Here is a 26,655-nt window from a genome sequence, read left to right on the forward strand (position 1 = left end):
ACCGCATTGCGAACCCGGCAGCAGGCCCTCGATCTCGGCCTGGAGCGGGTTCTGGTCGACCTTCAGATAGCGCGCAGCGAGCCCGAGCAAGGCCCCGAGGGTCGTTCCCAGCAGGCTCAGACTGAGGATGGCGGTGATCATCGTCAACGGCTCCGTTCGGGTCTTGGTGTCATCGGTCGGGGTCAGTAGCTGGTCAGGCCAGCGAAGCCCATGAAGGCCAACGAGAGCAAGCCCGCGGCGATGAAGGCGATCGGCGCGCCGGCGAAGGCCGCCGGGACCTGGGCCAGCGCGAGGCGTTCGCGCATCCCGGCGAACAGGACCATGACCAGCGTGAAACCCAGTGCCGAGCCGAAGCCGAACAGCAGGCTCTCGATGAATCCGTGCTCGCCCTGGATGTTGAGCAGCGCGACGCCGAGCACGGCGCAATTGGTCGTGATCAGCGGCAAGAAGATGCCGAGCACCTGATAGAGCACCGGCGAGATCCGGCGCACCGCCATCTCGGTGAACTGAACCACGGCGGCGATGACCAGGATGAAGGTCAGGATCCGCAGGAAGCCGATCCCGAGCGGTTGCAGCACATAGTGTTCGAGCAGCCAGCTCGCGACCGCGGCCAGCGTCAACACGAAGGTCGTCGCCAGGCCCATGCCGATCGCGGAATCGAGCTTGCCGGACACGCCCATGAAGGGGCAGAGCCCGAGAAACTTGACCAGCACTACGTTGTTGACCAGTGCGGTGCCGAGGATGAGCATCAGATAATCGGCCATGGATGCGACCCGTACAGACCTCGTCGTGTCCCAATCGTCGATGGGGTCAAGCAAGTAGCGCGCCATGCCTGTTCTTGCGCCGCCGCCGCAGGCGCTGCCGCGGTGCCTGTCACGATCCCGACAATGCCTCGGTGGCCGTTCCGTCCCTTTGTCGCAAAGCCCACAGGCTTTGGAGGGGCGAGGGCTAGATCCCTGCCTGGCGGGTCAAAACTGGGTGCTATGGGCTCTTCAAGCCGTGCCGTCACGCAGTGCATGTGCGGACGGCTAAGAAGGTAATAAAATGATGATTTCGAGGCGCCAGCCGGGCGAGCCTCACCTGGGAGTCAGGCCGGCCACATACGCATAGACCGCGACGAGTAACCGTGCATCCCGAGTAGGAGAACAATGATGGCCGAAACCAAGATGGATAGCCCCGGCGGCGACCGCAACGATGCGCTTCGAGACATCGCGAAGGAGGTCCGTTCGCTGACCAAGGCGTTTGCCGAGGACAGCCGGCGCGATCGGTTGCGCATCTACCTCATCCTCGTCGTGGCCGGTATCGGTCTCGTTGCGGCCGGCGGCAACGTCTGGCGCCTGGTCGAGGCGATGAACGACGATATGGAGTCGATGTCCAGGGACATGGCGCTGATGAAGCTCTACATGGCTTCGATGCACACGGACATCGGGGCTATGTCCGAGCACATGGGCGGTATGCGTACCGACGTTGCGACCATGTCGCAGGTCATGCAGACGATGGACACGATGGGGCCGGACGTGCGGCGCATGACCGCCTCGGTGGAACAGATGTCGGTGAACGTGGACGCGATGTCCCGATCCGTCGGCATCTTGTCCACGATGACCCCAGCGGTGCACAAGATGTCCGCCGATACGGGCAGCATGACGCGCGACATGCACCGGATGATGCCGTTCAACTGGATGCCATTCCCATAACCTTCCCGGCAGCGCGGCATAAATAAAAAAGGTAATCCCCCGGCTTTTCCGGGGTGACAGTAGCGTACGCATGCCCCGCCACCGACTCCTGAGCCGCCGCCGCGCCCAGCCACGCCAAGAAGCGCTGCCGATCCGCCTCGTCGAAGAACACCGCGGACCGATCGATCCCGCGCAGGTTCACGTGCATTGGGTAACCAGCGGCGACGATCCGGGCGCGTCTGGGCATGAGAACGGGATCAAGCCGCCAACGAGGAATACATGAGGTCTGGCGGAAAACGGTCCGTCCCGGTTTAGTACTGCAGGTCGCCGACCGGCCATGGGGCAACAGCCAGGCCGTCGTGGTCGAACCCGATGGCCGTTTCACGGCCGCCGCCGATCCACGCGGCCTCGGCACCATCTCGGTAGCGGGCCAACTCGGGCGACGATGACTCGCGGCAACCCTGTCCGTTACCCGAGCGAACACCGATTCTGGCTCCGAGTGAGTGAACGCGCGTCGCACCTGGCTTGAACCGCCGCCCTGTCGTCACCAGACGACTAAGCAAGACCATTACACATCAATATCTTGAAGCCTCAGCGGATCGAAGCGTCGTGATGAGGAGACGTTTTCGCCGCCTTCGACGGCGAGGTTCTAAGCCGGCCTCCGGCAAACCGCTCCTAATTGTTTGTTTTAAAGTGAAATTCAAGAGATGGCACGACATGTGCTAGTTCTCTATCGCGGGCAAGACCCGCGCTCCACATCGCTTCACGACAAATCACCCTAAGGAGCACATCATGACCAACCAGCATCCTTTGTATGTTCGTCTTTTTCCGGCCGCCGGTGCTGGCCTTTTCAGCATCGCGCTGCTTGTCGCATCGGCCCACGCCGACGAATCGATGCAGGGGTTACAAGGCGACCGCGAGGCCGCGTCGCCAGGTGCGCAGGAGCGATACCGGGAGGCCATTGACGAGGAGCGCCGCACACCCGGCGAATACCTCGAGGACGCAGCCATTGCCGGCAACGTCAAGACTCGTTTGCTGCTCGACGATGAGATCAAGGGCCTAGAAGTCCAGGTCAGCACGAAGCGCGGCGTCGTCCATTTGGCCGGAGAGGTCGAAAGCGAGGAACTGCGTGATCGGATCATCTCCATCGCGGAAGCGGTGGATAACGTCAAAGAAGTGAACGACGACAAACTGGTTGTCAAAGAAGAAGGCTAACCGATTCCCTCAACCAGAACAGTCCACGGCCCCGGCCCCGGGCGCGGAGATCCGGGGCCGTGGCACCATGTACCCGTCGCACAGGGATTTTCCGCCGCGATGCACGACTCTCGCACCCGATAGAGGTGTTGCGGCTCCTCGCCATAGAACCGGCCATGATTCATCGCCACGCCTGGCTCTCGGGACGCGATGCTGCGAACGAGAAGCTGGCGGAACTCAAGGCGACGAGCGACGATGCCTGGAAAGATTTGGAAGACGGCATCACCAAGGCGTGGGCTTCGCTCAGCGACGCAATGAAGTCGGCCAAGGACCGGTTCAAGTAGGGCCATTTTGCGCGCGAGCCGTCATCGTGCGGTTGCACGCTTTGGGCCGGCGGGAGGCTGCCGATTCGACACTGTCCGGTGCACGGCCCCTGAGCAGAGTCTGCATCATCATGCAGATGACGCAGAGCCCTTGATAAAAGAGGTATTCGAGATGATTTCATTAGCTCTAGCATTCTTGATTGTCGCGATTATCGCTGGCGTTCTCGGTCTGACGGGGATTGCCGGCGTAGCGACCAACATCGCATGGATACTGTTCGTAGTGGGCCTGATCTTGGCTTTGATCTTTTTCCTGACAGGCCGCCGTCCCCCGCTGTGAACATTCTTTCTCGACGGGCCGGCCGGGATATGCCGGCTCGATTCAGATGGCAAACGGGGACGAGGGCAAACGGAGGCAAACGGGGACAGTGCGGCCTTGCCAGGCCGCACTGTCCCCGTTTGCCTCCCCGTTTTCCTCTCGTACAGACCTCGTCGTGTCCCAATCGTCGAGCTCGTGATGCAATTGGGGTGCCACGTCTTGCCTTGCGCGGGAAACGCGAGCTCCATGGCGACGTCTGTCGCGATCCCGACATTGGTTCGGTGGCCGCTCGAGCCCTCTTTCGCAAAGTCCGCAGGGTTTTGGCGAACGAGAGGCCAGTGGCGCGGCCGGTGACGGTTCGGGTACCCCTTCGACGCGATCGCGTGTATCCTTCGCTTACCGTGCGCTTAGCGCGTGGCACTCGGGTGCGCCAGCAGTTGCCGCCTCGCCCATCGTGGTCAATGGCCTCCTGGGAGCCTCTGCTTTCCGGCCCGATCAGCTGGCGGCAGCAATGGACCGTCGCTGGTCGCCGTTGCCCTGGGATGCCGCCACGTCGGGAACTGATCGACCCCGTTCGGACTCTGTTGCCATCGTGGATAGAATCACAACCGACATCGCGATCGTCGGCGCTGGCGGGGCCGGCCTGCGTGCCGCAATCGCCGCGGCCGAGGCGCGCCCGGATCTCGAGATCGCGTTGATCTCGAAGGTCTACCCGATGCGCAGCCACACGGTCGCTGCCGAGGGCGGCGCGGCCGGAGTCGCGCAGGACCATGACCGGTTCGAAGACCATTTCGAGGACACGGTCGCTGGCGGCGACTGGCTGTGCGAGCAGGATGTCGTCGACTTCTTCGTGCGCCACGCGGCCGCCGAATTGACCCGGCTGGAACATTGGGGCTGCCCCTGGTCGCGCCAGGCCGACGGCCGTGTCGCGGTGCGGGCCTTCGGCGCGATGCGGATCGAGCGGACCTGGTACGCGGCCGACAAGACCGGCTTCCACATGCTCACGACCCTGTTCCAGACCGCGCTGCGCCACCCCGGCATCCGGCGCTTCGACGAACACTTCTGCCTCGATCTGCTGGTCGCCGACGGGCGAGTCCAGGGCGTCGTCGCGCTCGATCTCGCAGCCGGCACGATGCGCCTGATCCAGGCCAAGGCCGTGATCCTGGCTACCGGCGGTGCCGGTCGCGTCTACCGGTTCAACACCAACGGCGGCATCGTCACCGGCGACGGCCTGGCCCTGGCCTATCGCCACGGCGTCCCGCTGCGCGACATGGAATTCGTCCAGTATCACCCGACCGGGCTGCCTGGCACCGGTGTGCTGGTCACCGAGGGCTGCCGCGGCGAGGGCGGCATCCTGCTCAATCGCGACGGTTACCGTTACCTCCAGGATTACGGCCTCGGCCCCGAGACGCCGGTCGGCCAACCGCGCAACCGGACGATGGAACTGGGGCCGCGCGACCGCCTGTCGCAGGCCTTCTGGTTCGAGCAACAGAAGGGCCGGACCCTGACGCACCCGGTTTGGGGCGATGTCGTGCAGCTGGACCTGCGCCACCTGGGCGCGGCGCGGATCGACGAGCGGTTGCCGTTCGTCCGCGAACTGGCCCGCGCCTATGCGAATGTCGACCCGGTTCACGAGCCGATCCCGGTGCGCCCGGCGGTCCACTACACGATGGGCGGTATCGAGACGGACCGCCGCGCCGCGACCCGGTTGCCGGGGCTCTTCGCGGTCGGCGAATGCGCGAGCACCGGCCTGCATGGCGCGAATCGGCTCGGCTCCAATTCGCTGACCGAACTGCTGGTCTTCGGCCGCCTGGCCGGCGAGGAGGCCGCCCAGGTCGCCGCGACGACAACCCTCGACAAGAGCCCAGCACTGCTGCGCGAGGCCGACGCGATCGCGGCGCGGGCGCGTTCCATCATCAACCCGGATGGGCAGGAATCCATCCCGGCGCTTCGGGACGAGCTCGGCGAGGCCATGGAGGCCGGTCTCGGGATCTTCCGCACCGAAGAGGGCATGCAACAGACCACGGACCAGATCGCGAGCCTGAAGCACCGTTACCGGGCGGCCCGCGTGACCGATCCATCGAGCGTCTTCAACACCGAGTGGCTCCAGGCGCTCGAGCTCGGCTTCCTGCTCGATGTCGCCGAGGCGATGGCCCACTCGGCGCTGGCGCGACGCGAATCGCGCGGCGCCCACCATCGGCTCGATGCCTACCGGACCCGTGACGACGAGCAGTTCCTCAAACACACGCTGGCCCGCTTCCGTGCCGATGGACCGCCGGAGATCCAGCACACGCCGGTCACGATCACGACGAGCCCACCGGCACGGCGGTCCTACGGCGACGACGGACAAGGATCCAGCGAGCCGTGAACCAGACCATCGTCATCGAGGTCCAGCGCTATCGGCCCGAACAGGACCCGCACCCCTGGTGGCAGTCATTCGAGCTGGACTACCTGCCCGAGATGTCGGTACTCGACGCGCTGCACCGGATCAAGGATCGTCACGACAGCGGACTCGCCTATCGCTGGAGCTGCCGCATGGCGATCTGCGGCAGTTGCGGCCTGATGGTCGACGGCGTGCCGCGGCTCGGCTGCAAGACCTTCCTGCGCGACTACTACCCGAACAGCATCCGGCTCGGGCCGCTCGCCCATTTTCCGATCGAGCGCGACCTGATCGTCGATCTGCGCGACTTCGTCGACAAGCTCGCCGCGGTCAAACCCTATCTGATTCGCGCCGCGCAAGACGAACAGCCGAGCGAGCCACGGCGCCAGACCCCGACGCAGTTGGCCCGTTTCCTGCCGTTTGCGCAGTGCATCAGCTGCGGCCTCTGCTACGCCGCGTGCCCCGAGTACGGGCTGGACAACCGCTTCTTCGGCCCGGCCGCGCTGGCCCTGCTGCACCGCTACAACCGCGACAGCCGCGATCAGGGCCGCGCCGAGCGGCTGCCGGTGATGAACAGCGAGGATGGGGTTTGGGGCTGCACCTTCGTCGGCTACTGTTCGCAGGTCTGCCCGAAGGGCGTCGACCCGGCCGCGGCGATCAACCAGGGCAAGATCACGAGCCTGATCGACTATGTTCGGCACCTGGTCGGCCTGAGCCCGGCCAGGTCCGGACCAGACGCGACCCGGGAGGCTGAAGGATGAGCGCGCGCCGGCCCTACATCCGGCCGATGCCGAGGACCTGGTGGCTACGCAACCGCGTTTTCCGCCGCTATATGCTGCGCGAGGCGACGGCCCTCTTCATCGGCGGTTACGGCCTCGTGCTGCTGTGGGGACTCTCCGCGCTCAGACGAGGGGAGGGCGCCTGGCTGGCCTATCTGGACGCGCTGTCGCATCCCCTGGCGCTCGCCTTCCACACGCTCGCGCTGGCGATGGCCCTGTACCACACGGCCACCTGGTTCGCGCTGACGCCCAAGCTGATGCCTTCGCGGATCGGCAACCGCCCGATTCCGGCCCGTTGGGTCAAGGCCGCGCACTATGGTCTCTTCGCCCTGTGCAGCCTCGTGATCCTGCTGCTCGCAGCCGGATGGCCCTGAACGGCGGAACGACTTGCCGTGCCGCCCGCGCATCGGCCGTTCGCCAACGGATAAGACCGGACGACAGAAGATGAAAAGCGATCGCCGATCCAATGAGCCCCTGACCTGGTCCCTCTTCGCCGCCGGCGGCCTGCTTGCCGCCTTCGTCACGCCGGCGCTGCTGCTCGCGACCGCGTTGCTTGCGCCGCTCGGCGTCCTCGAGGATGGCCTGTCGTTCGACCGGGTCCGCGCCTTTCTCGACCATCCGCTCGGAGGACTGATCCTGTGGGCGCTGATCGCGTTGCCACTGTGGCACGCCGCCCATCGCCTCTCCCACGGCCTGCGCGATCTGCAGGTCGGTGCCCCCCGGCTGACGTCCGCGCTTTGTTACGGCTTCGCCTTCGTCATCACGCTCTACAGCGGCTACCTGGTCTGGTTCGCCTGACGCCGGCCGCTGCCCTACGAACCGCGACGAGTGTCCGTGAATCCCGAGCAGGAGCCATGGTGGTCGAGACCAAGCAGGATATCCCCGGCGATGACCGCAGCGATGCGCCCCGAGACATCGCCAAGGAGGTTCGCGCGCTATGACGGGGCCGTGGGCGGGACAAAGAAGGCAACGCTCGTACGCGGCTGGTTCTATTCGTATCGTCCTTGCGGGGCCGTATGGCCCTGTGACTTCGGGCCTCGGGATGATAGCCGTTCATAGACTTGGTTACCGAGCCATTTCGACACCAGTTCCTGCATGTCCGGCTTGCCCATGTAGTCGGTGAACAGTTCCTCGTTCAGCTCCATGCGCTCGATGAACAGTGATTCCAGCACCTGCCGGAACACCAGCTGGAATTTGTCCAGCGAGTTGACCTCGGCGGCCTTCTGCAGCGCTTCGTTCTGGCTGGCCACCTCGGCGATCTGGTCGAAGAACAGCTGATCGGCTTCGTTGAGTTCGCTGCCGAAACGCTCGTTGATGATGTCGATCAGGCGCGAAAGTGATACGTGCTCTTCCCGCACCAGGCCGGTGCCGACCTCGCGTGGGCCGTCCAGCGGCTTGGCGTAACCCTCGTTCAGGCTGATCGAGCCTTCACTGATCTTCTGCAAGCGGTAGTAGTCGAGCTCGACCTCCTCGTCGAACTGGTAGCCCGGTCCGCTCTTGCGTCTGGGCAGCTTCAGCGCGAGGTGGCGCAGGTAGGTGAACAGCTTCTCCAGATCACTGTCCTGGTAGGGGATCACCTGGCTCAGGAAGCCGTAGAGATTGTGGAAGGCCTGCACCTTGCCGCGCCATAGCTCGGCTTCCTCTTCTTCCGTGTTTTGCAACTGCACGAAGCGCGCGACCGCCTGATCGAGAATCGCGTTCATCCTCTTATGATCGCCGGGGCTCTGGCGACGCTTCGGCGCAAAGAACACGCGCGCGAACTCGGCGACCTCGGTTTGCAGGTAGATGCCCGAGGCATCGAGCTCGGCCTTGACCTCATAGAGCTTGTCGGGATCGACCTGCTCGCCCATGACCGAGCCTTCGTAGTACTGGCGGAAGGCCTCCTGGATCTCAGCCGGATCATTGACGAAGTCCAGTACGAAGGTGTCGTCCTTGAGCGGGTGGGTACGGTTCAGGCGCGAGAGCGTCTGCACGGCCTGAATGCCCGCCAGGCGCTTGTCCACGTACATGGTGTGCAGCAGCGGTTGATCGAAACCGGTCTGGTATTTCTCGGCCACCAACAGTACGCGATACTCCGGTTTGGCGAAGGTGTCGGGCAGTTTCTTCTCCTTGATGCCGCCATTCATCTCGACCTCGGTGTATGACTTCTCCGGGATCTTGTCGTCCTCCACCGTGCCCGAGAACGCCACCAGGCTCCTGATCGGGTAGCCCTTCTCCTGGATGTAGCGGTCGAACTCCTGCTTGTAGCGTACCGCCTCCAGCCGCGAGCCGGTCACCACCATCGCCTTGGCATGACCGCCGATCTTGTGGCGGGTGAAGCGCTGAAAATGCTCGATCATGACCTCGGTCTTCTGACCGATGTTGTGCGGATGCAGGCGCATGAAGCGGGCCAGCGCCTTGGCCGCCTTCTTGCGCTCGACGTTGGGGTCGTCCTCGGCCTTCTTGATCAGCTTGTAGTAGGTCTTGTAGGTGACGTAGTTCTTCAGAACATCCTCGATGAAACCTTCCTCGATGGCCTGGCGCATCGTGTAGCGGTGGAAGGGTTCGCCGTTGCGGCCGAAGATTGCCAGCGTCTTGTGCTTGGGCGTGGCGGTGAAGGCGAAGAAGCTCATGTTCGGCTGCCGACCCCGCTTGGCCATGGACCGGAACAGGCGCGTCGGTTGGGTTAGCGCGGCGTAACCCAGCAATTGGCTTTCCTCCTCGGCCAACTCTTGCGCTCTTTCAACGAGTCCGAGACCACCTAGAACGGCCTTCAATTCCGTAGCCGTCTCGCCCGACTGCGAGCTGTGCGCTTCATCGACGATCACCGCGTACTTGCGCGTGGGCAGATGGCCCTTGCCTCCTTCCCCACGTTCCTCGTTGAGCTTGGCCAGCTGCCCGGACACGAAGGGAAACTTTTGCAGCGTGGCGATGATGATCGGCACGCCGGCTTCCAGCGCTTCGGCCAGCTGGCGCGAATCCTCGTCGATCTTCTGGACCACGCCCTGGCGGTGGTCGAACTGGTAGATGGTGTTCTGCAACTGGCGGTCGAGCACCACGCGGTCGGTGATGACGACCACGCTGTCGAACAGCCGCTCATCGCGCTCGTTGTGCAGGCTGGACAGCCGGTGCGCCAGCCAGGCGATGGTGTTGCTCTTGCCGCTGCCAGCCGAGTGCTCGATCAGGTAATTATGACCCAAGCCCTCGGTGGCAGCGGCCGTCACCATTTGGCGCACGGCTTGCAACTGGTGATAGCGCGGGAAGATCAGGCTCTCCTTGCGTACCTTCTTGCCCTCGTCCGTGGTTTTTTCCTCCACATCCAGATGCAGGAAGCGGGCGAGCAGGTCGAGCAGACTGTCGCGTTGCAGGACCTCTTCCCAGACGTACGCCGTCTTGTAGTTGCGCCCCTCCCGGTCGGGAGGGTTGCCGGCGCCGCCGTCCAGGCCCCGGTTGAAGGGCAGGAAATAGGTGGATGAACCCGCCAGCCGCGTGGCCATGTGGGCCTCTTCGGTGTCGACCGCAAAGTGCACCAGGCTGCGCTTGGCGAACACGAAGATGGGTTCGCGCGGGTCGCGGTCGTGGCGGTACTGGTGGATCGCGTTCGCCGCCGTCTGGCCGCTCAGGGGATTCTTCAGCTCCAGTGTCACCACCGGCATGCCGTTGACTGACAGCACGACATCGAGCGACTTTTCCGACTTCGGGCTGAAGCGCAACTGCCGGGTCAGCCCCAGCCGATTGGCCTGGTAGCGGGCCTCCAGTTCCGGGTTCAAACCGTGGGCGGGGCGAAAGAAGGCGATCCGCAGCGTGCGCCCGAAGCATTTGAAGCCGTGGCGCAGGGTCGCCAGCGCGCCATGGGTATCCAGCCACTTGCACAGCGCCTCCAGCACACGCGCGCCGGTCTGCTCGCCGTGCAGCGCTTCCAGCTTCTCCCATACCTTGCCCTGAGTGGCGCGGATGAAGGCCAGCGCCTCGTCGGGGAAGATCGCGCGCTCGCGGTCGAAGCCTTTGGCATCGACCCGCGTGTATCCGTCACCCAGCAAGATCGTTTCGATGGCGGTTTCGAAGGCGGCTTCGGATGTGGACTTCATGGCGTCATCCGTTACTTGTTCGTTCCGTTCGTTTAAGAAACGGCGCTTTCTTTGATCAAGTCGTTGGTGGTATAGGCCTGATCGGTCCGATTTGGCTTGTCGGGATAGCGCAATCGAAGAAGGCCATGCTCCACCATCGGGGTCAGGAAACGCTGGCGCAGCCCGTCCGGGTGACGGGTCAAGAGCTCAGCCAATTGATTGCGCGTCAACCAGCGGTTTTCACAGAGGTTGAGCAGGATCTTTTCCATTTTGGGTGGGGGCAGGTTTCTCTTCCGTCGCGCGGGGGCCGCGATGGCTATCAATTCCGGATCGCCTGTCGGGTCGGCCGCCTTATGTAGGGAGTCCCCCCCCCCACATGTTCGGAGTCCCCCCCACATGTTCGGAGTGCCCCCCTACATGTTCGGAGTCCCCCCCCACATGTTCGGAGTGCCCCTGGGCGGGTAGCCTGTAGCGACTCCAGCGCGCCTGCCCTTCCTGGATCAACGCGCCCTTGGCCACCAGCCCCTGTAGCAGCCGGGTCAAGTCCGCAGCGTGCAATGTACAGATTTGCCGCATGCGGGCGTTGTCCACCGTTCCCTCGGTATCGGCAGTGACCAGTGCCTGCACCTCGCTCTTGCTGAACTGCTCGAACTGGCTGCCGAAAAGCAACTTCAGCCGCGCCAGCGACTCGTCGGGAATCAGGCTGACCATCGGCAGACGCCAACTGACCCGATCCGGCTGTACCTGCTCCTGGACCATCGGCGAACGCCAGTGCTGCGAGGCCCACCCCCGGCGTATCTTGTCCACCCCGGAACCGGCCTTCTCTGCGCCCCCGATCAGCATGAACATGGTTTGCAGCGCCTTGTTGCGGCACTCGCTGACATTGCCACGCAACAACTGGTCGAAGGAGATCAGCAGGGTGCCGGGATTGGAGAACTCGAAGGCATCACGGAATTTTTCCACCACAATGCCACCCTGCCCGCGATAGTCGGCGTGGATCAGGGCATTGACCAGCGCTTCGCGGATCGCCTCGTGCACCTCGGTTTCACCCTTGCGGAACAGGTCGGCGTCGAGCTGGAAAGGCAGCTTCAGATCGGCGAGCAGGCGTTGTGCTGCGCGCAGGTAGAACTGGAACAGATTGGGGTGCCAGGTGCCGTCTGCGGTGAGCCGGTCGCTCCAGCGCTCGGCAGGATCATGGGATAGCCGTTCCCGATAGTCGACGTGATAGCCGGGCACGGCCTCGCGTAACGACTCATCGCGACCAAACATCAACAAACCGGCGAGCGTCAGACCTTCGGCGCCGGTCTTGCGGTCGCGCCGCCAGCCACCGAGCTTGGCCAGCAGCGCCAGATCGTCTTCGCTCAGCCAGGGATGCGTCGGCTTGTGCGAGGCCAGACGTTGCCGATACTGGTGCAGGCTGGGTAGGTCCAGATCCTCTAGCCCGAACCCGTCCAGTATCCGGCTGTCCGCCGGCTCCTCGGCCCGGTCGGAGAGCATGCGGCCGACTTCCTGTTCCGTGCAGCGGTAATCGCCCTCGAAATTGCGTCGGTAGGTGCCGGTCAGCGGGTTTTGCCCGAGAAAGACCGGGCGTTGATAGCGTGATGCCTGAGGAACGCGGATGGCGAGGATCGGCCCGTTCGGGTGCTTCACCTCCGCCAGATCGCCGTCACCGCAGAGATTGATGCTGACCTTGCCCCGGTTGTTGACCGTGTCCCAAAAGGCCTTTTTCAGCTTGCGCGCCTCCCGCACACCGCTGACCCGACCATCGTCCTCCACCCCCAGCAGGATCACCCCGCCATGGCTGTTGGCCATGGCGCTGTAGGTCTCCCACAGACTCTTCGGCAACCCGCCCTGCGCGGATTTGAACTCCAGATCGTCACCCTCGGCCCAGTCGAGCTGGAGGAGGATGTCGAGGGGGTTGATGGGAGCGGGGTTCATGAGTGCCTTGCGCCCCGCAACTCGACATCGGGCGCATCCTCCCCGGTCACCAGTGGCTTGCCGTTTTGCCAGGTCACAGCGTACTGACCCAGACGCCGCTTTTTCTCCAGCGCCTTGGTGACGGCTCGGTGAAGCGCATCCAGTTGCCTTTGCCCTTCAGCGGATGGAATCGTCCTTCGTGAGGCGTTCATCGTTCGGCCTCTTCAATCAGAAGCTGATAATAGACCTGGTGCAAGGTATCGCGGTTTTCCCCGCGTTGCTCGAAAACCAGCACCGGATTTTCCCCATCGTTCATGAAACAGGTGCAGCGATCGACCTGATGGCTGAAATCATCGAGCAGGTGGCGGAGGCTGCGGGGAAAGCGCCGCTCGATATCCGACAGCGGGATGGCATGCCCGCCATGGGCCACGCGCTCGGCGACCCGCAGCTTCGACATTTCGGCGCTGGGCAGCGCCAGGTAGATCAGCTCGACACGCCAGCCGTCTCGGCGCATAAGATCTACCAGTCGCATATAGGTTCGCCCCGCCAGGGTGGTCTCGAAAGCGAAATCCTCGCGCGCCCTGACCCGCACCTCGATCTCGCGCAGGAAAATCCGGCTGGCTGCCAACAGTTCGCGCTCGGGGGCGAGCGGCGCAAGCCCGGCGGCGATCAGGTCGGCGTTGATGAACCGGGAACAGCCCGCAACCGTGGGCAGGTATTCCAGCGCGAAGGTGGTCTTGCCCGCGCCGTTCGGGCCGGCGATGATCCAGCAGGTCGGGGTCACCCAGTCATCTCCTCCAGCAGGCTTTGACGGTTGACGACTTGAACCCGTGGCGCAGCGTCGCCAGTGCGCCATGGGTGTCCAGCCACTTGCACAGCGATTCCAGCACGCGCGCCCTGGTCTGCTCGCCGTGCAGCGCTTCCAGCTTCTCCCAGACCTTGCCCCGGGTGGCGCGGATGAAGACCAGTGCCTCGTCGGGGAAGATCGCGCGCTCGCGGTCGAAGCCTTTGGCATCGACCCGCGTGTATCCGTCACCCAGCAAGATCGTTTCGATGGCGGTTTCGAAGGCGGCTTCGGATGTGGACTTCATGGCGTCATCCTTTACTTAGTAGTTATTTTAGTTAAGGTTAGCCGCTTTTATTTAACTTAAAAAGAGCCTTAGGTAAGGTTCGAACGAGTATATCCTGCCCCGTTGCTGGCCGGTGATCTCCGTCAATATGCCTTTTTCAATCAGTGACTTGATCAAGGAATTGGCAGTTGGAGTCGAGACCCCCAAGGCCCGTTCCAGGTCTGCGGCCTCGATGACCGGCTTGCGATAGAGCAGATTCAGCGCCAAGCGCGCACTGCCCGCCCGCTTGCCCAACGATGCCGCCGTCTGCTCGGCCTGAGTGCGCAGGGACAGTATCTGGCGAAACACGTCCCGCCCCTTGGTAGCCGTCTGGGCTACACCGTTGAGAAAGAAGCGCACCCAGTGGATCAGATCGTTGCTCACCCGCACACGCATCAGCGCGTCGTAATAGCTGGCCCGGTTGCGCTCGAAGAAATCAGACAGGTACAGCGACGGTTTAGCCAGCAGGCCATGGCTGATCAGGTAGAGCGGGATCATCAACCGCCCGATCCGACCGTTACCATCCAGAAAGGGGTGTATGGTCTCGAACTGGTAATGGCTGATGGCTGCCCTGATCAGATGAGGCACCACCACGTCCTCGTTGTGCCAGAACTTCTCCAGATCACCCATCAACTCCGGCACGCTGTCGTGATGAGGCGGAATGAACGTGGCATCAGCCAGACTGGAGCCACCGATCCAGTTCTGGCTTCGGCGGAACTCCCCCGGCAGCTTGTGCTCACCGCGCACTCCTTGCATCAGAATGGCGTGGGTCTGCTTGAGAAGACGATTGGAAAGCGGCAACGTGTTCAGCTCCGTAGTGGCCGTGTTCACCGCCTGCACATAATTGCGCACTTCCCGCCAGTCATCGCGTTTGTCAGGACGAATCTGCTCCTCCGGCATCAGCGCCTCGTCGATGCCGGTTTGCGTGCCTTCGATCTTGCTGGAGGTCTGAGCCTCCTTGACCACATGCATTTCGATAAACAGGTCAATATCCGGCACGATCAGAGAAAATGCGTTCAATTCACCCAGCGCGCGGGTGGCCTGCTCCAATAGCGCATTGATGGTGGGGTCTTCCCAAGTCCAGTTATGGTTGACCAAAACCGGCTCGAAGCTCTTGTATTGATAGCGCTTTACCCACTGGCCCGCCTTGAAGGTTTCAAATTTCATAAGCTCATTGTCTCCAGCGGGATCTGGCCGGTGACGGCGGCGGTGATCAGAGCGGCGCGTCTTTCTGCCAGCAGCTCGAGGGAGTGCTGGATCTCCGCGCGAAGTGGCTCCGAGATATCGAGCGACTGCCTTATGCGGTCGCAAATTTCGATTTGCTCACTTCTTGGCGGTACAGGAATCTTCATGGTCGCCAATTGCTCACAGGTAATAGCTCCCTTGGTGCTGCCTGCTCCATCGCTATCGCTGCGAAGAAAATTGTACGCATGCCCCAACAAATGACATAAGTATTCAGTGTCGAGCTCGCGTGAGCGTGGCTTGATGAACGCAACGTGCTGGTTGATGGTGGCTTCGATTCCCAACACTGCGGCCATCCCTCGGGTCTTACCTTGGCCAGTGATCCCGACGAGCACGGCGGGCGGTTGAAGCTTTGGCAGGTGACATTCGCGCAGGGCTGTCTCTGTCACAAATCGACTTGCGTCAGTGACCGGTGACACGTTGACAACTGAACTGTTTAGCCAAGGGTAGCCATCGTCGTCCCAATAGTCGGCGTTCTCGACTGAAGGAGTTGAGCCATTTCCTACGATTGCCAAGTATTTGATCGGCCGAATCCTCCAATGCGCCGGAATCTCGCCCAGCCATTCCTGGCCGGAGGGTTTGAGCGGGGCGTTGGAGTCGAGGCCGCGGGTGACGACGCGGCTGATGAGGGCGGCGCGCTTTTCTTCCAGCAGCGTCAGCATGCGTTCCTTCTCGGCGATCAGTCCGTCGATGCGGGCGGTTTCGCGGTCGAGATAGTTGGCGATAAGGCGCTGCCGCTCCTCGTTCGGGAACGGCAACAAGATCGAACGCAGATCGTCGGCTGACAGCTCCATGAAGGTCGAGCCGCGCCCCAAGGCTTCCAGTGCCGGTCGCAAGTGAATCAGGCTGTAGAAGTAGAAGCGCTCGTCTACACCGTCCAGCTTGGTCAATAGAAAACAGCCCTGATTGCAGGTCGACGGCACACCAAGAATTGCAGTCTGCCCAATCGGGGCACGCTTAGAGAGGACAATTGAACCCGGTGGGGCGAGGTTGACCCCGCTGTTCTTGTAGCCCTCTTCGGTGATGCGACGGCGAGTTTCGCGGACGTAGCGACCCGAGAGCTTGCCGAGATCTTCCGGCGTCACCCAGTTGATATCGCCATTCCAGTACTCTTCAACGCTGCTCGAAGGCGTCGCCCCCGACGTGGTTTGGAATAGAAAGCGAAGGCGCCGCGCTTCGAGGCCGACAGGAATAGAGAGCGTCACTCTGTCACCTCCCGCAGCAAGCGCAGCATCCGCGTTTCCACCATCCAGGCCATGAGTCGGCCAGTCAAACAACGGTCAAAAAAGCCAGAGGTTTGCAAAGTATTGAAATCATGAGACTTGTCTTGACGGCAGTCCCTTGCGAATGGGTACCCAGTCAAATGACCGTCAAATAAGATTGCCGTGCTCATCTGGCCCACCATGGTAGGTATTTCATGTACTTTCGCCCGGCTTCCTCGTCATATGGAACAATCAGCTTCGCTTCGAGGGTGTCCCTGATGATGCGGGAGACCATGGAGCTGTTCTTTTCGTCGATGCCGAAGCGCTCGCGCAGGGTGGTGTTGGTCATGTGGTCCCGCTGGACGTAGCGCAGACAGGCGTGCAGATAGCAGGCGCGGATGCGATCGGCCTTGTCCATGTCCTTGAACGCCCGGTGGGCGAACAACACGGCGCGGGTATGTTCCTGCGTGGTTTCGAACAAGGGGGCAGGGAGCTGGTAGAGCTCGGTCTGGGAGACCACCTTGTCCACGCCACTGCCACGCTCCTCGCAAACACCGATGCGGCGCATGAAGGAGGCCAGCGCTTCGTTGCGGGAGCGTGGAGGGCTGTCGAGAAAGCGGTCGGTCTGAACCAGCGGCAAACCGGGATTGGTGACTTCCATGCGGCTGGCGAAAATTTCCACCATGGGACCAGTACCTGTCTGGTGGAAATCCTGGTGGATCAGGGCGTTGGCCACGAGCTCGCGGATCGCCAGTTCGGGGAACATGGGCACCTGCTTGCGCAGGGCCCGGCCGATGACCTCGTTGCTGGGCAGCAGCTGGGTAATGAAGCCAATCAGCCCATCGAAACCGGCCGCGTACCCCTTGCTGCCTTCCTGCTCGCGCACGGTTTCGACCCGCGTTTCACCCTTGTAGAGCACGACCCGCACCGCTTTACGGGCCAGAACGCGGAAGTCGGCCAGGCGCTTGGCGAACAGCACGGCACCCAAATTGGTGATATTCCATCGGCCGGCGTTGCCGCGTGCGACGAGGGTGTCGGCCTCCAAAGCTGATAGGATGGCATCCCGTCCCTCGGGAAGCGGCAGGGAAAGCAAGTCGAAATAGGCCGGGTAGTCCAGCAGCCGGAGCACCTCTTCGGCGGCAACGTCGTCGGCGGCGATCTCCCTTTCGAACGGGATGCGGTCGAATACCCGCCACAGCTCCCGCTCTTTCTCCGGAAAGTCCTTCAGTTTCTTCTTGTAGGAGCCGACGCGGATGAACTCGGTGCCCTTGAACTGCACCGGATGACGGAACGCCGCGCCGATCTCCAATAGCACCACGCTTGCGCCCTCCGCCTGCAGTGTGTGGAAGCGGAAGTTGATCTTGGGTGAGAGCAGGCGCAGCAGCCAGCTTTCCAGCTCCTCATTGCCGATCTTGACGGATGCCGGGTCGAAGGTGGTGCCGAGAATATCGTGGCTCTTGTCATCCAGACCCCATACCGACCAAGCGCTGACCTTGCCAGCCAGCGCGGCGGAGTTCGCAAGGGCAGAAAGGTATTCGCCGATATCCTCCGGATCGGCGCGGTTGTGCTTGAACTCGACCCACTCGGTTTCGCGAGGCAGTTTGCGCAGCTCGGCCAAGATGCCGCGCATTTCGTCTTCCGGGCGGCGAATACTCACTCCGTCACCTCCCGCAGCAAGCCCAGGATCCGTTTTTCCACCTCGGCCAGCTCGGCATCGATCTCGGCCAGCGGCCTTGGCGGCTGGTACCGGAAAAACACGCGGTTGAAGTTGATCTCGTAGCCGACCTTGCCTAGGCGTCCGTCCTGCTCGTCCCTTGTCTCGCGATCGATCCAGGCATCAGCCACATAGGGCCGTACCTCGCGCAACACGTAGCTGACGATGTCCTCTTTCAGCGGGATGTTTTCGAAGTCCTTCAGCGCCGGGTCGGGTTCGTACTCGATGTGTTTGCCCTTGCCGTCGGGGTGCAGGCCCAGCAGGACATGGAGCTCATCGTTGGTGATGTCGGCGGGCAAGGTCTGGCCGGGGAACAGGGCGGATCGGTCCAGCGGCTCGACCTTGTGGTGCCTGGCAATGACCGGCGCGGCCTCGGGGTCCACTATGGTGAAGCAGTCGCGGAAGATCTTCTTCTGCGCCGCGCCCTTGGCGCCTTTGGCCCAGCCTTCGACATCGTCCGGTAGGGTCTTGAACACCTGCTGTACGGTATCCCAGGTGTCGTTCCAGTCCAGCAGCGGCTCGGTGCCGAGTGCGTCCTGCACGGCCTGCAGGGCGTCGAACAGCTCGGGACAGGTGTTGAGAAAGCGTTCGCGCGCGTCTTCTGTGATCTGGAAGCGCAGGCGCAATGGGCGCAGCACGGTGATGCGGCGATAGCCGAAGTCGCCGTTGTCGAACACGCGGCTGGTCTGGCTGTTTTCCATCGCGCCGTGTTCGCGGGTGATGGTGTCCAGCGCGGCCTGATCCAGATAGCGGCGCTTGTCGCCCAGGCTGCGCTTCATCGGCGTGTAGCGCTCGCGGGCGTCGATGAGCTGGATCTTGCCCTTGCGGTGATGGCTCTTCCGGTTGGTGACCACCCAGATGAAGGTTCCGATGCCGGTGTTGTAGAACATCTGCTCGGGCAGGGCGACGATGGCTTCGAGCTGATCGCGCTCGATGATCCAGCGGCGGATCTCGCTCTCGCCGCTGCCGGCGCCGCCCGTGAAGAGCGGCGAGCCGTTGAACACGATGGCGGTGCGCGAGCCGGGCTTGTCGCGGTCGCCCGCTTTGTAGTCCTGGAACTTGCTCATCATGTAGATCAGGAACAGCAAGGCGCCGTCGTTGATGCGCGGCAGCTTGCCGCTGTAGCCACGGAAGTTGGGCCAGCGGTCGATGATCTTCTTTTCTGCCTTCCAGTCCACGCCGAAGGGTGGGTTGGCCAGCAGGTAATCGAAGCGGTGATCCGGGAACGGGTCGTCGGTGAGGGTGTTGCCCAGCACCACCTGGCCGTCCTTGTGGCCCTTGATCAGCAGGTCGGAGGCGGCCACGGCGTAGGAGCGCGGGTTGTAGTCCTGGCCGAAGACCTTGACCGTGGCCTGGTCGTTGTGGGCGCGAATCCAGTTCTGCGCCTCGGCCAGCATGCCGCCGGTGCCGCAGGCGGGGTCGCAGATGGTCACGATGACACCGGCCTGGGTCAGCACGCTGGTGTCGGGCTCCAGCAGCAGGTTGACCATGAGCTGGATGACTTCGCGCGGGGTGAAGTGATCGCCGGCCGTTTCGTTGGCGGCTTCGTTGAAGCGGCGGATCAGGTCCTCGAACACCAGACCCATGGTGATGTTGTCGACCTTGCGGGGGTGCAGGTCGATCTCGGCGAACTGGGCAACCACTTGATACAGGCGGTTGGACTCTTCGAGTTTCTCGATCTCCTTGTCGAACTCGAAGCGCTCGAAGATCTTGCGAATGTTCTCGGAGAAGCCAGCGATGTAATCGGCCAGGTGGCGGCCGATGTTGTCGGGGTCCCCCTTGAGCTTCTGGAAATCGAGCTGGCTGTGGTTGTGAAAGCCCAGCGGGGCGCCGTCCTCGCCCTTGGCCAGGTGGTTGAGGATGGCGTCGATATTGGGGATGCCCTTGCTGCTCAGCTCGGCGTAGCGCTTGAGCACGGCGGTTTTGCTCGGCGCCAGTACGGCATCGAAACGGCGCAGCACGGTGAGCGGCAGCATCACGCGCTCGTACTGCGGCGGGCGGTAGGGGCCGCGCAGCAGGTCGGCGACGGACCAGATGAAGTTGGCGAGTTGTTGGAAGCTGGCGCTCACGGGTGCGTCCTGGACTGCAATGGGTTTTGTTGTGTGGCGACCGACCATGTCGAGCCAGTGGTGATCGATAGAAAGCTTTGATGATATAAGCAAACGGGGACAGTGCGGCCTGGCAAGGCCGCACTGTCCCTGGTTTCCTGCTCAGAACAACCGGTTGAGCCCGTTGAGGGCGGCGACGCGGTAGGCCTCGGCCATGGTCGGGTAGTTGAAGGTGGTCTCCGTAAAATAGCGCAGGCTGTTGGCCGAGCCCTTCTGCGACATGATGGCCTGGCCGATGTGGACGATCTCGGCGGCCTGGGCGCCGAAGCAGTGGATGCCGAGGATCGCGAGTGTCTCGCGATGGAAGAGGATCTTGAGCATGCCAACGGTGTGGCCGGTGATCTGGGCGCGGGCGATCGACTGGAAGTCGGCCTCGGCGACCTCGTAGGGGACTTGGCCGGCAGTCAGCTCGCGCTCGGTGCGCCCGATCGAGCTGATCTCCGGGACCGTATAGATGCCGCTCGGGAATTCTTCGATCAGCGACCAGTCGCTTTCCCCGTCGGCGATCTGGGCGCCGACGAAGCGGCCCTGGTCGTAGCTCGCGCTTGCCAGCGCCGGCGCGCCGACCAGGTCACCGACCGCGTAGATGTGCGGCAGAGCGGTGCGGTAACGCTCGTCGACCTCCAACTGGCCGCGGCCGTTCGGCACCAGGCCGATCTCCTCCAGGCCCATGTCCCGGGTGTTGCCGCTGCGCCCGTTGGCCCAGAGCAGGACCTCGGTCTTGAGTTTCTTGCCAGAGCGGCAGTGCAGCACGACACCGTCGTCGCTCGGCTCGACGGCCGTGTAGGCCTCGTCGTTGCGGATCACGACCCCGCCGCTGCGCAGGTGATAGGAGAGGGCGTCGGTGATCTCGTCATCGAGGAACGACAGCAGCCGGTCGCGGGTGTTGACCAGATTCACCTTGACGTCGAGGTTGCTCATGATCGACGCGTATTCGCAGCCGATGACGCCGGCGCCGTAGATGGTGATCGAGCGCGGCGTGTGCTGGAGGCCAAGGATGGTGTCGCTGTCGAGGATCCTGGGGTGGCTGAAGTCGATGTCCGGCGGATGATAGGGGCGTGAGCCGGTGGCGATGACGAAGTGGCGCGCCGCGAGCTCCTCGGTGCCCCCGCCGGGGCGCTCCACGAGGATCCGCTCCGGCGCGACGAAGCGGGCGCGACCGAAGACTAGCCGTACCCGGTTGCGCTGGTAGTAACGGTAGCGGGTGCGGACCTGGTCGTTGATGACCCCATCGGCGGCCCGCAAGAGGTCCGGAAACTCGACCTCGAGCTGATTGCGGGTGCGCTGGAAGAGAGGGTTGCGCCGGTAGTCGGCGAGCATCTCGATCGAGTGGCGCAGCGCCTTGCTCGGGATGGTGCCCCAGTGGGTGCAGCCCCCGCCGACGCTCGTGTGGGCCTCGACGACGGCGACCCGCAGACCGGATTTGGCGAGCTTCATCGCCGCCCCCTCACCGCCAGGTCCGGTGCCGATGACGATACAGTCGAGTACATTGGTGGACATGGGCGGTTCCTGATCGGGGCGGGGAGGGATTGGCCCCGGCCTTCGGTACGACGGCTCGCGGGGCGGCTTCGCCGCTAGTCTACCCCTTGCTGCGCGCTCTCTGGTCGCGAAGCGCTGCTTTGCCCCATTACTGGGACTACGTCTCGCCTTCGAGCGGCAAACCGGGCCAGACGACGTTTTCTAGAAAGCCGATTCCGATTGCGCTCCAACCTCGGTCTCCTTGGGCGGTCGTCCCGGGGACGCCTTCCAAGTGCGCCGGCCAACCAGGGCGGCGATCTGGCGCTCGAACTGGGGGCGACCGATGACAAAACCGCCATTGGTGCCGTCGCGCAGGCGTTGGAGCAGCTCGATGTCGAGTTCGTCGGTGAACAACCAGCGATAGACGGCCAGGCGCGCCTCGTCAGAACCGCCGAGGTCGCGGTACAAGGGATGCGGCGTGACCACGGGGTCGCACGCACCCAGGGCATTGGCCCGATAGCTGGACCAGGGAAAATCACCGGGCGCCTCGACCATGGCCGCCCGGACCGGGTTCAGCTCGATGTCGCGCTGACAGGCCAACAGATAGGTATCGGCCTCGATCACGGCGGAGCGGAAACGGCCCTCGAACAGCCCGCCGGTACGGCGATAGGTCCGGTTGACAGACTGGACATCGCGTTGCCCGACGCGCTTCCAGGACGAACGGCGATCACCGGTGCGTTTCGACATCCTCGCGCAGCACCGCATCGATGCGTGTCTGCCAGCCGGGGCCGCCGGCCTTGAAGAAGGCCACCACCTTTGGGGAGAGTCCGATCGAAACCGCCTCCTTGGGGGGTGCCTTCTGCGAGCCCCGCGTGTGGCGGCGCTCGTCCAAGGCGGCTTTGACGGCCGGATAGCCTCCTCCTGGGACAAAGACAACATCCTCCCAGTCCTCCGGCCTCGTCGGCGGGCTGTCGGGATCGGGGACAGCCTCGTCAGGCGCGGCAGCGATGGCCGCCGCGATCTCCTCAGGGCTCAAGTTGCATGAAGAAGCCTTGGGTCTCACGCTTGTCACCGTATCGCAAGGAAATGAGGTGGGGTCCTGCCTCCCGTTCCGTCCAGATCAGCACCACTACTCGCCCAGCAAGGAGGCCCAGCGTCCTCGAGCGCTGCTCACCGTAGCCCTCACGCGTGTCCTCCATCGTGAATACCGGCCCGTCGAAGACCGCCTCGGCCTCGGCAAAGTCCAAGCCATGCTTGAGATTAGCCAAAGACGCTGCCGCGCGGGGTCGGCTTGACCGGTTCGTTAGGTGACTATGCGTGATTGCAAGACCTGGCCCCCTCCTAGTGGCGCTTGTCACGGGGCGGCTAATGGGTGACCCCATGACCCCATTCTTCCTCTCGCCGGCCGCAGTTTGGCGTCGCGGCTGGCGGGCCTGTTGGGCGATCAACCTTTCAGGCTGCCTTGGCAACGCCTTCGACATCGGATCGCTTGCTTACGCCCAAAACCTCAATGCCAATTAGGTGGCCTTCGGCGTCGTAGTCTCCGTTAATGCCTGGCTCAATCTCGCGGGTGGCGGCGATTTCGCCCCGGGCGATCTCGAAGTAAGCGGCATCGGCGATAGGGTCAAACTCGAGTTTCATGGGCGGATTCTCTTAACTTTCGAAAAACGCTGTGATAATCCGAGGGGGTTTAACCGAGTCATTCACCACAACCCTGAGTGTTCGAGATCCGCGCTGCGGAACGTCGTAGCGCAGATGACGTTGCATCTGGATCAACAAGATCCGGAAAAGTTTCCCGTGGATTCTGTATGGCTTCCGAGATCCATTGAAGATCAATGCCGCGTCGAGCGCAACGCTTCCGAGCATGTCCGGTGACAGTGAACTTCACAACGGATCGCGACGATTCTCACTACGCCCAACGCCACGCTCAGCCGAGGCGGTTGAGCGAGAGCGAAACCGGCTTCGGCTGGAGCACCGTGTTGGCCGAATCTAACATAGTGTGTCCTTATGTGCTGCAGCACATAAATGTGGGAAAGCCGCTTGTCCGGTTCTGAGAGGGGCCGGGTCGCAACTGGGACCACGGGCGAGATCATGTGGCACCGCCGGGAAACCAGGCGGCCAACAGAGAACACAAACATCGCCCTACCGTCCGGGGAGTGCCCGGCCTACTCAAAACCCCTCCTTCACGCAGCACCGGGGTCCCCGATCGTGCATCAGCGGCCTCGCGCTCGCTGTTGTCAGCCCGGACCGGCGGCGAAGGGCGATTCCAGGCCGAGTACCCGTGCGGCGTTGCTCAGGCGGCGATCGAAGCAGGCGAACTGGACCGGTTCTGGACTTGCGTCGGACAAGATGTGCGCTGCGGCGAGTTGGACACTGTCGTAGGCACGCAGGGCGAAGGTGTCGGCATACTCGCCGGCGCGCTCGACGAGTGTCTGGGTGACCTCGACGATCGCGTAATCGCTCCAATCCGCGCACAAGCGTTCACGGACGGTGGCGATGGCGTCGGCATCGGCGGGGGATTCGCGCGAGCGCCTGGCCAGTGCGGCCATCGTTTCGGCCCAAGCGATCCGGCAGACCGCGGTTGCTGAGACGGTTGCCACCGCGGCGAGCATCTCGTCGGTAAACGCCTCGCGAACGTAGAGCTTGACCAGTGCCGAGGTGTCGCAAAACAGGATCAACCGCGATCCTCCGAGACCATTCGGCTGACGGGGGTGCCCTGCGCGGTCAATTCGATCGGTGCCGCCGGCTGCGGTTTGCGGCCGCTCCAGGACAAGGCACCGCTCGCGATTGGCGCACGCAGGCCCTCAGCCGTGTCGGCCGGGATCCCGACGATACGGGCGATCAATCTGTTGTGCGCGGTGACCTCGATCGGCTCCCCGGCTTGGGCGCGGGACAGGATGCGCGAGAGATGGGCCTTCAGTTCGCGGACGGCGACCTGCATGGTCAGTGACCTCCGATAAGTTGTGGTCACAATTTTAGCGTATTTTCTGTTTTTGTGGTCTCTCGCTCGGGCTCGCAGGTGACGATGAGCTTGCAGGCCGCACCGTTCGCAAAGCTGGTACTGGCGCAGTTCGTGCGTCACAGCACCCTACATAGCGGAATTTGGCGGTAACGCGTCGGCTGCGGGCGGCTTTCACGGCAACCTGGAGTAGCGGGCTTAGGCTGGAACAGCTCGAAGATCCGGACGCTGATCAGTCTGAGCTGTTTGTCGTCGTTGAACGTTCCGAAGGGCGACTTGTTCGCGGGCTATCGCAACCGGCTGTGGCAGTGGCGCAGAACACCACTGCGCGGGCTCCCTGTCACCACGATCCTCGGCCCGCGATACACACTACAGCCGCGCTGCCCCCGCATCTCGCGGAAGATATTTTCTACTCCTCCGTCGCTTCCCCCACCGCTCCCCGGTACGGGCTCGTCCAACCTTATTCGTTAGGTGACTGACTATGCGTGATTGCAAGACCTGACCCCAGGACCTTGCAGGACCTTGCAGGACCTTGCAGGACCTTTGCGGCGCGTGCTGCCGGGCCGCCCGCGTCAGCGGCGCTTCGGCAGCATGCGCTCGGGCTGGTGCTCTGGTTGGGCGCTGTTGGCTGTTTGATTGCGCGCTACCTCCATCAGCAACCGAAGCGCTTTGTTCACCGACGCGGAATCTCGATAAGACGCGCGCAACATCGGGTTCCAGAAGAACAACATTTGTGCCCTGAGCATACGCTTGGTGGTGCTTGCCTTGGACCGCGTTCGAGAAATCATACTCGGCGCGCATCTCGTCAGTAGATTCTTGACTCATAGAGCTGCCTTTCTTGCTTGGAAGCGACTCTTGCGCTGATGATTCGGATACTGTCCGGTAGTCGTTCCGTAAACACGACCACCACGGTTCGCTCGTGACTCGTCTTGCCAATACTGAGAAAGCGATACTCGCCTTCGGAGTGGTCCGGGTCCGATATCGTGAGTTCGAATGGATCGGAGAATACGCTGCGCGCCTCATCGAAGGACACACCGTGCTTCGCGAGGTTCGGTCAAGCGCAGGTACGGGGTCAAGTCTTGCAATCACGCAATGCGCGATTACAAGACTTGACCCCATCCCCTGACCTTCTGTCGCGCGCCGTCACGGTAGTCCTTGTAGCGCAAGGCAACGCGCTCGCCGTCGAAGTTCACGAGCCGCGCGTCGCTCAGCGCAATGCGGTGGCTGTAGCGCCCGAGGTAGTCGACGACCGTCTCGGTGTGGGTGAGGCAAGGCTTGGAGTAGACCACCCAGTCGCGGGCCATCAGGTTGTCGAGGAGCCGATCGATCTCAGCGGGATCGAGTCGTGCCAAGTGCCCGTCCGCGACGGCGCGGCGCAGGCGGCTGACGCACGCAGGTACGAGGTACGGGGTCAAGTCTTGCAATCATGCAATGCGCGATTGCAAGACCTGACCCCTTCCGATCCCCTTCCGATCCCTTCTTCTGCTTCTTGTCAGTCTTGTTTGAGGTCAAGTTGTGCGACGACGTTCGCTAAGGAGGTTGTGACTGCGTGGCCTTCGGCTTCCTTTGCGTGGCGAAGGTCTTGTAAATCCGCATAATCCTCCAGGGCCTCGGTCAGTGCCCGGAACTCTTCGATGGGGAGGACTGCGTACTCCTCCGAGCCCTCTTGGCCTATGAACTGAGGATGCAAGTTCATCGCTTACCTCTTGGCGTAGACGTGCTTTCGATGCATCACACGGTAGAGGACGACTGTATCGTCTTCCACCTCAAACAGCACCCTGTAGTTGCCGACGCGAAGCCGATACTCAGGTGTGAAATTCGTGAGGCGCTTGATGTCTCCTGTGAGCCCGCCTTCCAGTTCGCTGAGCCTTGTGGCGATTCTGCCGCCGTCCTTCGTCGGGAGGGACTGCAGGTCCTTTATGGCTTGCGGCTTGAGTTCGACCTTCACGCGACAACTGAAAAACCGCCGATCTGTTATTGGCCAACGTTTGGCTCAGGCGATTCAATGCCGCCCCGTATTGAGTAGAATTTAGCACAGAACCCGCGGGGCGGCATTAGATCGCCTGCAGCCTCATGTCAGGCGAATCATCCGATCTTCGAGAGTAAGTCAAAAGGGAAGACCAGACTCCTCCCCTCGATAGATGGCCTCACGCCGATCGCCGCGCGAGGTCACGTGGTCGAGCCCGCCGGCCAACTCGATACGAAGGGGTCTGGCCATGGCGTAAGTTTAGTCGG

At 62.9% G+C, this 26,655-nt stretch carries 30 protein-coding genes and 3 pseudogenes; 8 read left to right on the forward strand and 25 right to left on the reverse strand.

The annotated features are described in order from the left end of the window. Positions 1–182: 182 nt before the first annotated feature. Positions 183–764, reverse strand: coding sequence for an electron transport complex subunit RsxA (gene rsxA, locus ABC977_RS14320; protein WP_369668005.1), 582 nt, complete (start codon positions 762–764; stop codon positions 183–185). A gap of 384 nt (positions 765–1,148) precedes the next feature. Here rsxA and ABC977_RS14325 point away from each other — a divergent pair, with 384 nt between their 5' ends. Further along, positions 1,149–1,694: a hypothetical protein gene (locus ABC977_RS14325; protein WP_369667953.1), complete on the forward strand. Its 546-nt coding sequence runs from the start codon at positions 1,149–1,151 to the stop codon at positions 1,692–1,694. Here the strand turns inward: ABC977_RS14325 and ABC977_RS14330 are convergent. Beyond that, complete coding sequence (locus ABC977_RS14330) at positions 1,672–1,881, reverse strand: hypothetical protein (RefSeq protein WP_369667954.1); 210 nt, start codon at positions 1,879–1,881, stop codon at positions 1,672–1,674. The genes ABC977_RS14325 and ABC977_RS14330 overlap by 23 nt on opposite strands. A gap of 584 nt (positions 1,882–2,465) precedes the next feature. Between ABC977_RS14330 and ABC977_RS14335 the strand changes: the two genes are divergently transcribed. The 7 genes from ABC977_RS14335 to frdD all read left to right on the forward strand — a co-directional run bounded on the left by ABC977_RS14335 (position 2,466) and on the right by frdD (position 7,463). Beyond that, positions 2,466–2,888, forward strand: coding sequence for a BON domain-containing protein (locus tag ABC977_RS14335; protein WP_369667955.1), 423 nt, complete (start codon positions 2,466–2,468; stop codon positions 2,886–2,888). Positions 2,889–3,043: 155 nt separating this feature from the next. Next, positions 3,044–3,211: a sll1863 family stress response protein gene (locus tag ABC977_RS14340; RefSeq protein WP_369667956.1), complete on the forward strand. Its 168-nt coding sequence runs from the start codon at positions 3,044–3,046 to the stop codon at positions 3,209–3,211. A gap of 151 nt (positions 3,212–3,362) precedes the next feature. After that, positions 3,363–3,527 (forward strand): DUF1328 domain-containing protein, encoded by a 165-nt coding sequence (locus tag ABC977_RS14345; RefSeq protein ID WP_369667957.1) that lies wholly within the window; start codon positions 3,363–3,365, stop codon positions 3,525–3,527. A gap of 571 nt (positions 3,528–4,098) precedes the next feature. Next, on the forward strand, positions 4,099–5,874 hold the full coding sequence (frdA, locus tag ABC977_RS14350) for a fumarate reductase (quinol) flavoprotein subunit (RefSeq protein ID WP_369667958.1): 1,776 nt from the start codon (positions 4,099–4,101) through the stop codon (positions 5,872–5,874). Further along, complete coding sequence (locus ABC977_RS14355) at positions 5,871–6,647, forward strand: succinate dehydrogenase/fumarate reductase iron-sulfur subunit (protein WP_369667959.1); 777 nt, start codon at positions 5,871–5,873, stop codon at positions 6,645–6,647. The genes frdA and ABC977_RS14355 overlap by 4 nt, the downstream gene beginning before the upstream one ends. Continuing rightward, positions 6,644–7,039 carry a fumarate reductase subunit C gene (locus ABC977_RS14360; protein ID WP_369667960.1) on the forward strand — a complete coding sequence of 132 codons (396 nt, stop codon included), beginning with the start codon at positions 6,644–6,646 and terminating at the stop codon, positions 7,037–7,039. The genes ABC977_RS14355 and ABC977_RS14360 overlap by 4 nt, the downstream gene beginning before the upstream one ends. A 70-nt stretch (positions 7,040–7,109) precedes the next feature. Next, positions 7,110–7,463 carry a fumarate reductase subunit FrdD gene (gene frdD / locus ABC977_RS14365; protein ID WP_369667961.1) on the forward strand — a complete coding sequence of 118 codons (354 nt, stop codon included), beginning with the start codon at positions 7,110–7,112 and terminating at the stop codon, positions 7,461–7,463. A 191-nt stretch (positions 7,464–7,654) separates the two neighbouring features. Here frdD and ABC977_RS14370 read toward each other — a convergent pair whose 3' ends face one another. The 23 genes and pseudogenes from ABC977_RS14370 to ABC977_RS14480 form a co-directional block, all read right to left on the reverse strand. Then, entirely contained in the window at positions 7,655–10,732 is a 3,078-nt protein-coding gene (locus tag ABC977_RS14370) for a type I restriction endonuclease subunit R (RefSeq protein WP_369667962.1), read from the reverse strand. A gap of 32 nt (positions 10,733–10,764) precedes the next feature. Then, positions 10,765–10,980, reverse strand: a complete 216-nt coding sequence (locus ABC977_RS14375; RefSeq protein ID WP_369667963.1) for a Fic family protein — start codon at positions 10,978–10,980, stop codon at positions 10,765–10,767. A gap of 82 nt (positions 10,981–11,062) precedes the next feature. Continuing rightward, positions 11,063–12,649 (reverse strand): RNA/DNA-binding domain-containing protein, encoded by a 1,587-nt coding sequence (locus ABC977_RS14380; RefSeq protein ID WP_369667964.1) that lies wholly within the window; start codon positions 12,647–12,649, stop codon positions 11,063–11,065. Further along, on the reverse strand, positions 12,646–12,840 hold the full coding sequence (locus tag ABC977_RS14385) for a hypothetical protein (RefSeq protein ID WP_369667965.1): 195 nt from the start codon (positions 12,838–12,840) through the stop codon (positions 12,646–12,648). The genes ABC977_RS14380 and ABC977_RS14385 overlap by 4 nt, the downstream gene beginning before the upstream one ends. Next, on the reverse strand, positions 12,837–13,412 hold the full coding sequence (locus tag ABC977_RS14390) for an ATPase (RefSeq protein ID WP_369667966.1): 576 nt from the start codon (positions 13,410–13,412) through the stop codon (positions 12,837–12,839). The genes ABC977_RS14385 and ABC977_RS14390 overlap by 4 nt, the downstream gene beginning before the upstream one ends. Positions 13,413–13,416: 4 nt before the next feature. After that, entirely contained in the window at positions 13,417–13,719 is a 303-nt protein-coding gene (locus ABC977_RS14395) for a hypothetical protein (RefSeq protein WP_369667967.1), read from the reverse strand. 51 nt (positions 13,720–13,770) lie between these two features. Further along, positions 13,771–14,904, reverse strand: a complete 1,134-nt coding sequence (locus ABC977_RS14400; RefSeq protein WP_369667968.1) for a Fic family protein — start codon at positions 14,902–14,904, stop codon at positions 13,771–13,773. Then, on the reverse strand, positions 14,901–16,184 hold the full coding sequence (locus ABC977_RS14405; RefSeq protein ID WP_369667969.1) for a restriction endonuclease subunit S: 1,284 nt from the start codon (positions 16,182–16,184) through the stop codon (positions 14,901–14,903). Before ABC977_RS14405 ends, ABC977_RS14400 begins: the two co-directional genes overlap by 4 nt. 184 nt (positions 16,185–16,368) lie before the next feature. After that, positions 16,369–17,838: an ATP-binding protein gene (locus tag ABC977_RS14410; RefSeq protein WP_369667970.1), complete on the reverse strand. Its 1,470-nt coding sequence runs from the start codon at positions 17,836–17,838 to the stop codon at positions 16,369–16,371. After that, a complete protein-coding gene (locus ABC977_RS14415) occupies positions 17,835–19,964 on the reverse strand; it encodes a type I restriction-modification system subunit M (protein ID WP_369667971.1) in 2,130 nt (709 codons plus the stop codon). Before ABC977_RS14415 ends, ABC977_RS14410 begins: the two co-directional genes overlap by 4 nt. 141 nt (positions 19,965–20,105) lie before the next feature. Next, the gene (gene sthA / locus ABC977_RS14420) at positions 20,106–21,503 is read right to left on the reverse strand and encodes a Si-specific NAD(P)(+) transhydrogenase (protein WP_369667972.1); all 1,398 of its coding nucleotides are present in this window, start codon (positions 21,501–21,503) and stop codon (positions 20,106–20,108) included. Between the two features lie 180 nt (positions 21,504–21,683). Next, entirely contained in the window at positions 21,684–22,208 is a 525-nt protein-coding gene (locus ABC977_RS14425) for a transposase (protein WP_369667973.1), read from the reverse strand. Next, the gene (locus tag ABC977_RS14430) at positions 22,189–22,497 is read right to left on the reverse strand and encodes a BrnA antitoxin family protein (RefSeq protein WP_369667974.1); all 309 of its coding nucleotides are present in this window, start codon (positions 22,495–22,497) and stop codon (positions 22,189–22,191) included. Before ABC977_RS14430 ends, ABC977_RS14425 begins: the two co-directional genes overlap by 20 nt. After that, positions 22,487–22,729, reverse strand: a complete 243-nt coding sequence (locus ABC977_RS14435) for a BrnT family toxin (protein WP_369667975.1) — start codon at positions 22,727–22,729, stop codon at positions 22,487–22,489. Before ABC977_RS14435 ends, ABC977_RS14430 begins: the two co-directional genes overlap by 11 nt. A gap of 184 nt (positions 22,730–22,913) precedes the next feature. Next, the gene (locus tag ABC977_RS14440; RefSeq protein ID WP_369667976.1) at positions 22,914–23,102 is read right to left on the reverse strand and encodes a DUF2283 domain-containing protein; all 189 of its coding nucleotides are present in this window, start codon (positions 23,100–23,102) and stop codon (positions 22,914–22,916) included. 58 nt (positions 23,103–23,160) lie between these two features. Further along, positions 23,161–23,349, reverse strand: a complete 189-nt coding sequence (locus ABC977_RS14445) for a DUF4258 domain-containing protein (protein ID WP_369667977.1) — start codon at positions 23,347–23,349, stop codon at positions 23,161–23,163. A 349-nt stretch (positions 23,350–23,698) separates the two neighbouring features. Next, entirely contained in the window at positions 23,699–24,139 is a 441-nt protein-coding gene (locus tag ABC977_RS14450) for a type II toxin-antitoxin system VapC family toxin (protein WP_369667978.1), read from the reverse strand. Further along, entirely contained in the window at positions 24,136–24,402 is a 267-nt protein-coding gene (locus ABC977_RS14455) for a type II toxin-antitoxin system Phd/YefM family antitoxin (protein ID WP_369667979.1), read from the reverse strand. The genes ABC977_RS14450 and ABC977_RS14455 overlap by 4 nt, the downstream gene beginning before the upstream one ends. Before the next feature lie 823 nt (positions 24,403–25,225). Further along, a pseudogene (locus ABC977_RS14460) lies at positions 25,226–25,459 on the reverse strand (BrnT family toxin); the annotation flags it as partial. An 85-nt stretch (positions 25,460–25,544) separates the two neighbouring features. After that, positions 25,545–25,808, reverse strand: a pseudogene (locus tag ABC977_RS14465) (transposase); the annotation flags it as partial. Positions 25,809–25,912: 104 nt separating this feature from the next. Beyond that, positions 25,913–26,116, reverse strand: coding sequence for a type II toxin-antitoxin system Phd/YefM family antitoxin (locus tag ABC977_RS14470; protein WP_369667981.1), 204 nt, complete (start codon positions 26,114–26,116; stop codon positions 25,913–25,915). 3 nt (positions 26,117–26,119) lie between these two features. Further along, positions 26,120–26,368 (reverse strand): type II toxin-antitoxin system RelE family toxin, encoded by a 249-nt coding sequence (locus ABC977_RS14475; RefSeq protein ID WP_369667982.1) that lies wholly within the window; start codon positions 26,366–26,368, stop codon positions 26,120–26,122. A 177-nt stretch (positions 26,369–26,545) separates the two neighbouring features. Beyond that, positions 26,546–26,638 (reverse strand): annotated as a pseudogene (locus ABC977_RS14480) (addiction module toxin RelE); the annotation flags it as partial. Positions 26,639–26,655: the final 17 nt, after the last annotated feature.

Origin of the sequence: Thioalkalicoccus limnaeus (assembly GCF_041197575.1) — a bacterium.
GTDB classification, from domain to species: Bacteria; Pseudomonadota; Gammaproteobacteria; order Chromatiales; family Chromatiaceae; genus Thioalkalicoccus; species Thioalkalicoccus limnaeus.

Coding starts and splice junctions, on each gene's coding strand:
- rsxA (WP_369668005.1), bottom strand. CDS start 764: ATGGCCGATTATCTGATGCTCATCCTCGGCACCGCACTGGTCAACAAC.
- ABC977_RS14325 (WP_369667953.1), top strand. CDS start 1,149: ATGATGGCCGAAACCAAGATGGATAGCCCCGGCGGCGACCGCAACGAT.
- ABC977_RS14330 (WP_369667954.1), bottom strand. CDS start 1,881: ATGCACGTGAACCTGCGCGGGATCGATCGGTCCGCGGTGTTCTTCGAC.
- ABC977_RS14335 (WP_369667955.1), top strand. CDS start 2,466: ATGACCAACCAGCATCCTTTGTATGTTCGTCTTTTTCCGGCCGCCGGT.
- ABC977_RS14340 (WP_369667956.1), top strand. CDS start 3,044: ATGATTCATCGCCACGCCTGGCTCTCGGGACGCGATGCTGCGAACGAG.
- ABC977_RS14345 (WP_369667957.1), top strand. CDS start 3,363: ATGATTTCATTAGCTCTAGCATTCTTGATTGTCGCGATTATCGCTGGC.
- ABC977_RS14360 (WP_369667960.1), top strand. CDS start 6,644: ATGAGCGCGCGCCGGCCCTACATCCGGCCGATGCCGAGGACCTGGTGG.
- frdD (WP_369667961.1), top strand. CDS start 7,110: ATGAAAAGCGATCGCCGATCCAATGAGCCCCTGACCTGGTCCCTCTTC.
- ABC977_RS14370 (WP_369667962.1), bottom strand. CDS start 10,732: ATGAAGTCCACATCCGAAGCCGCCTTCGAAACCGCCATCGAAACGATC.
- ABC977_RS14375 (WP_369667963.1), bottom strand. CDS start 10,980: ATGGAAAAGATCCTGCTCAACCTCTGTGAAAACCGCTGGTTGACGCGC.
- ABC977_RS14380 (WP_369667964.1), bottom strand. CDS start 12,649: ATGAACCCCGCTCCCATCAACCCCCTCGACATCCTCCTCCAGCTCGAC.
- ABC977_RS14385 (WP_369667965.1), bottom strand. CDS start 12,840: ATGAACGCCTCACGAAGGACGATTCCATCCGCTGAAGGGCAAAGGCAA.
- ABC977_RS14395 (WP_369667967.1), bottom strand. CDS start 13,719: ATGAAGTCCACATCCGAAGCCGCCTTCGAAACCGCCATCGAAACGATC.
- ABC977_RS14400 (WP_369667968.1), bottom strand. CDS start 14,904: ATGAAATTTGAAACCTTCAAGGCGGGCCAGTGGGTAAAGCGCTATCAA.
- sthA (WP_369667972.1), bottom strand. CDS start 21,503: ATGTCCACCAATGTACTCGACTGTATCGTCATCGGCACCGGACCTGGC.
- ABC977_RS14425 (WP_369667973.1), bottom strand. CDS start 22,208: ATGTCGAAACGCACCGGTGATCGCCGTTCGTCCTGGAAGCGCGTCGGG.
- ABC977_RS14440 (WP_369667976.1), bottom strand. CDS start 23,102: ATGAAACTCGAGTTTGACCCTATCGCCGATGCCGCTTACTTCGAGATC.
- ABC977_RS14455 (WP_369667979.1), bottom strand. CDS start 24,402: ATGCAGGTCGCCGTCCGCGAACTGAAGGCCCATCTCTCGCGCATCCTG.
- ABC977_RS14470 (WP_369667981.1), bottom strand. CDS start 26,116: ATGAACTTGCATCCTCAGTTCATAGGCCAAGAGGGCTCGGAGGAGTAC.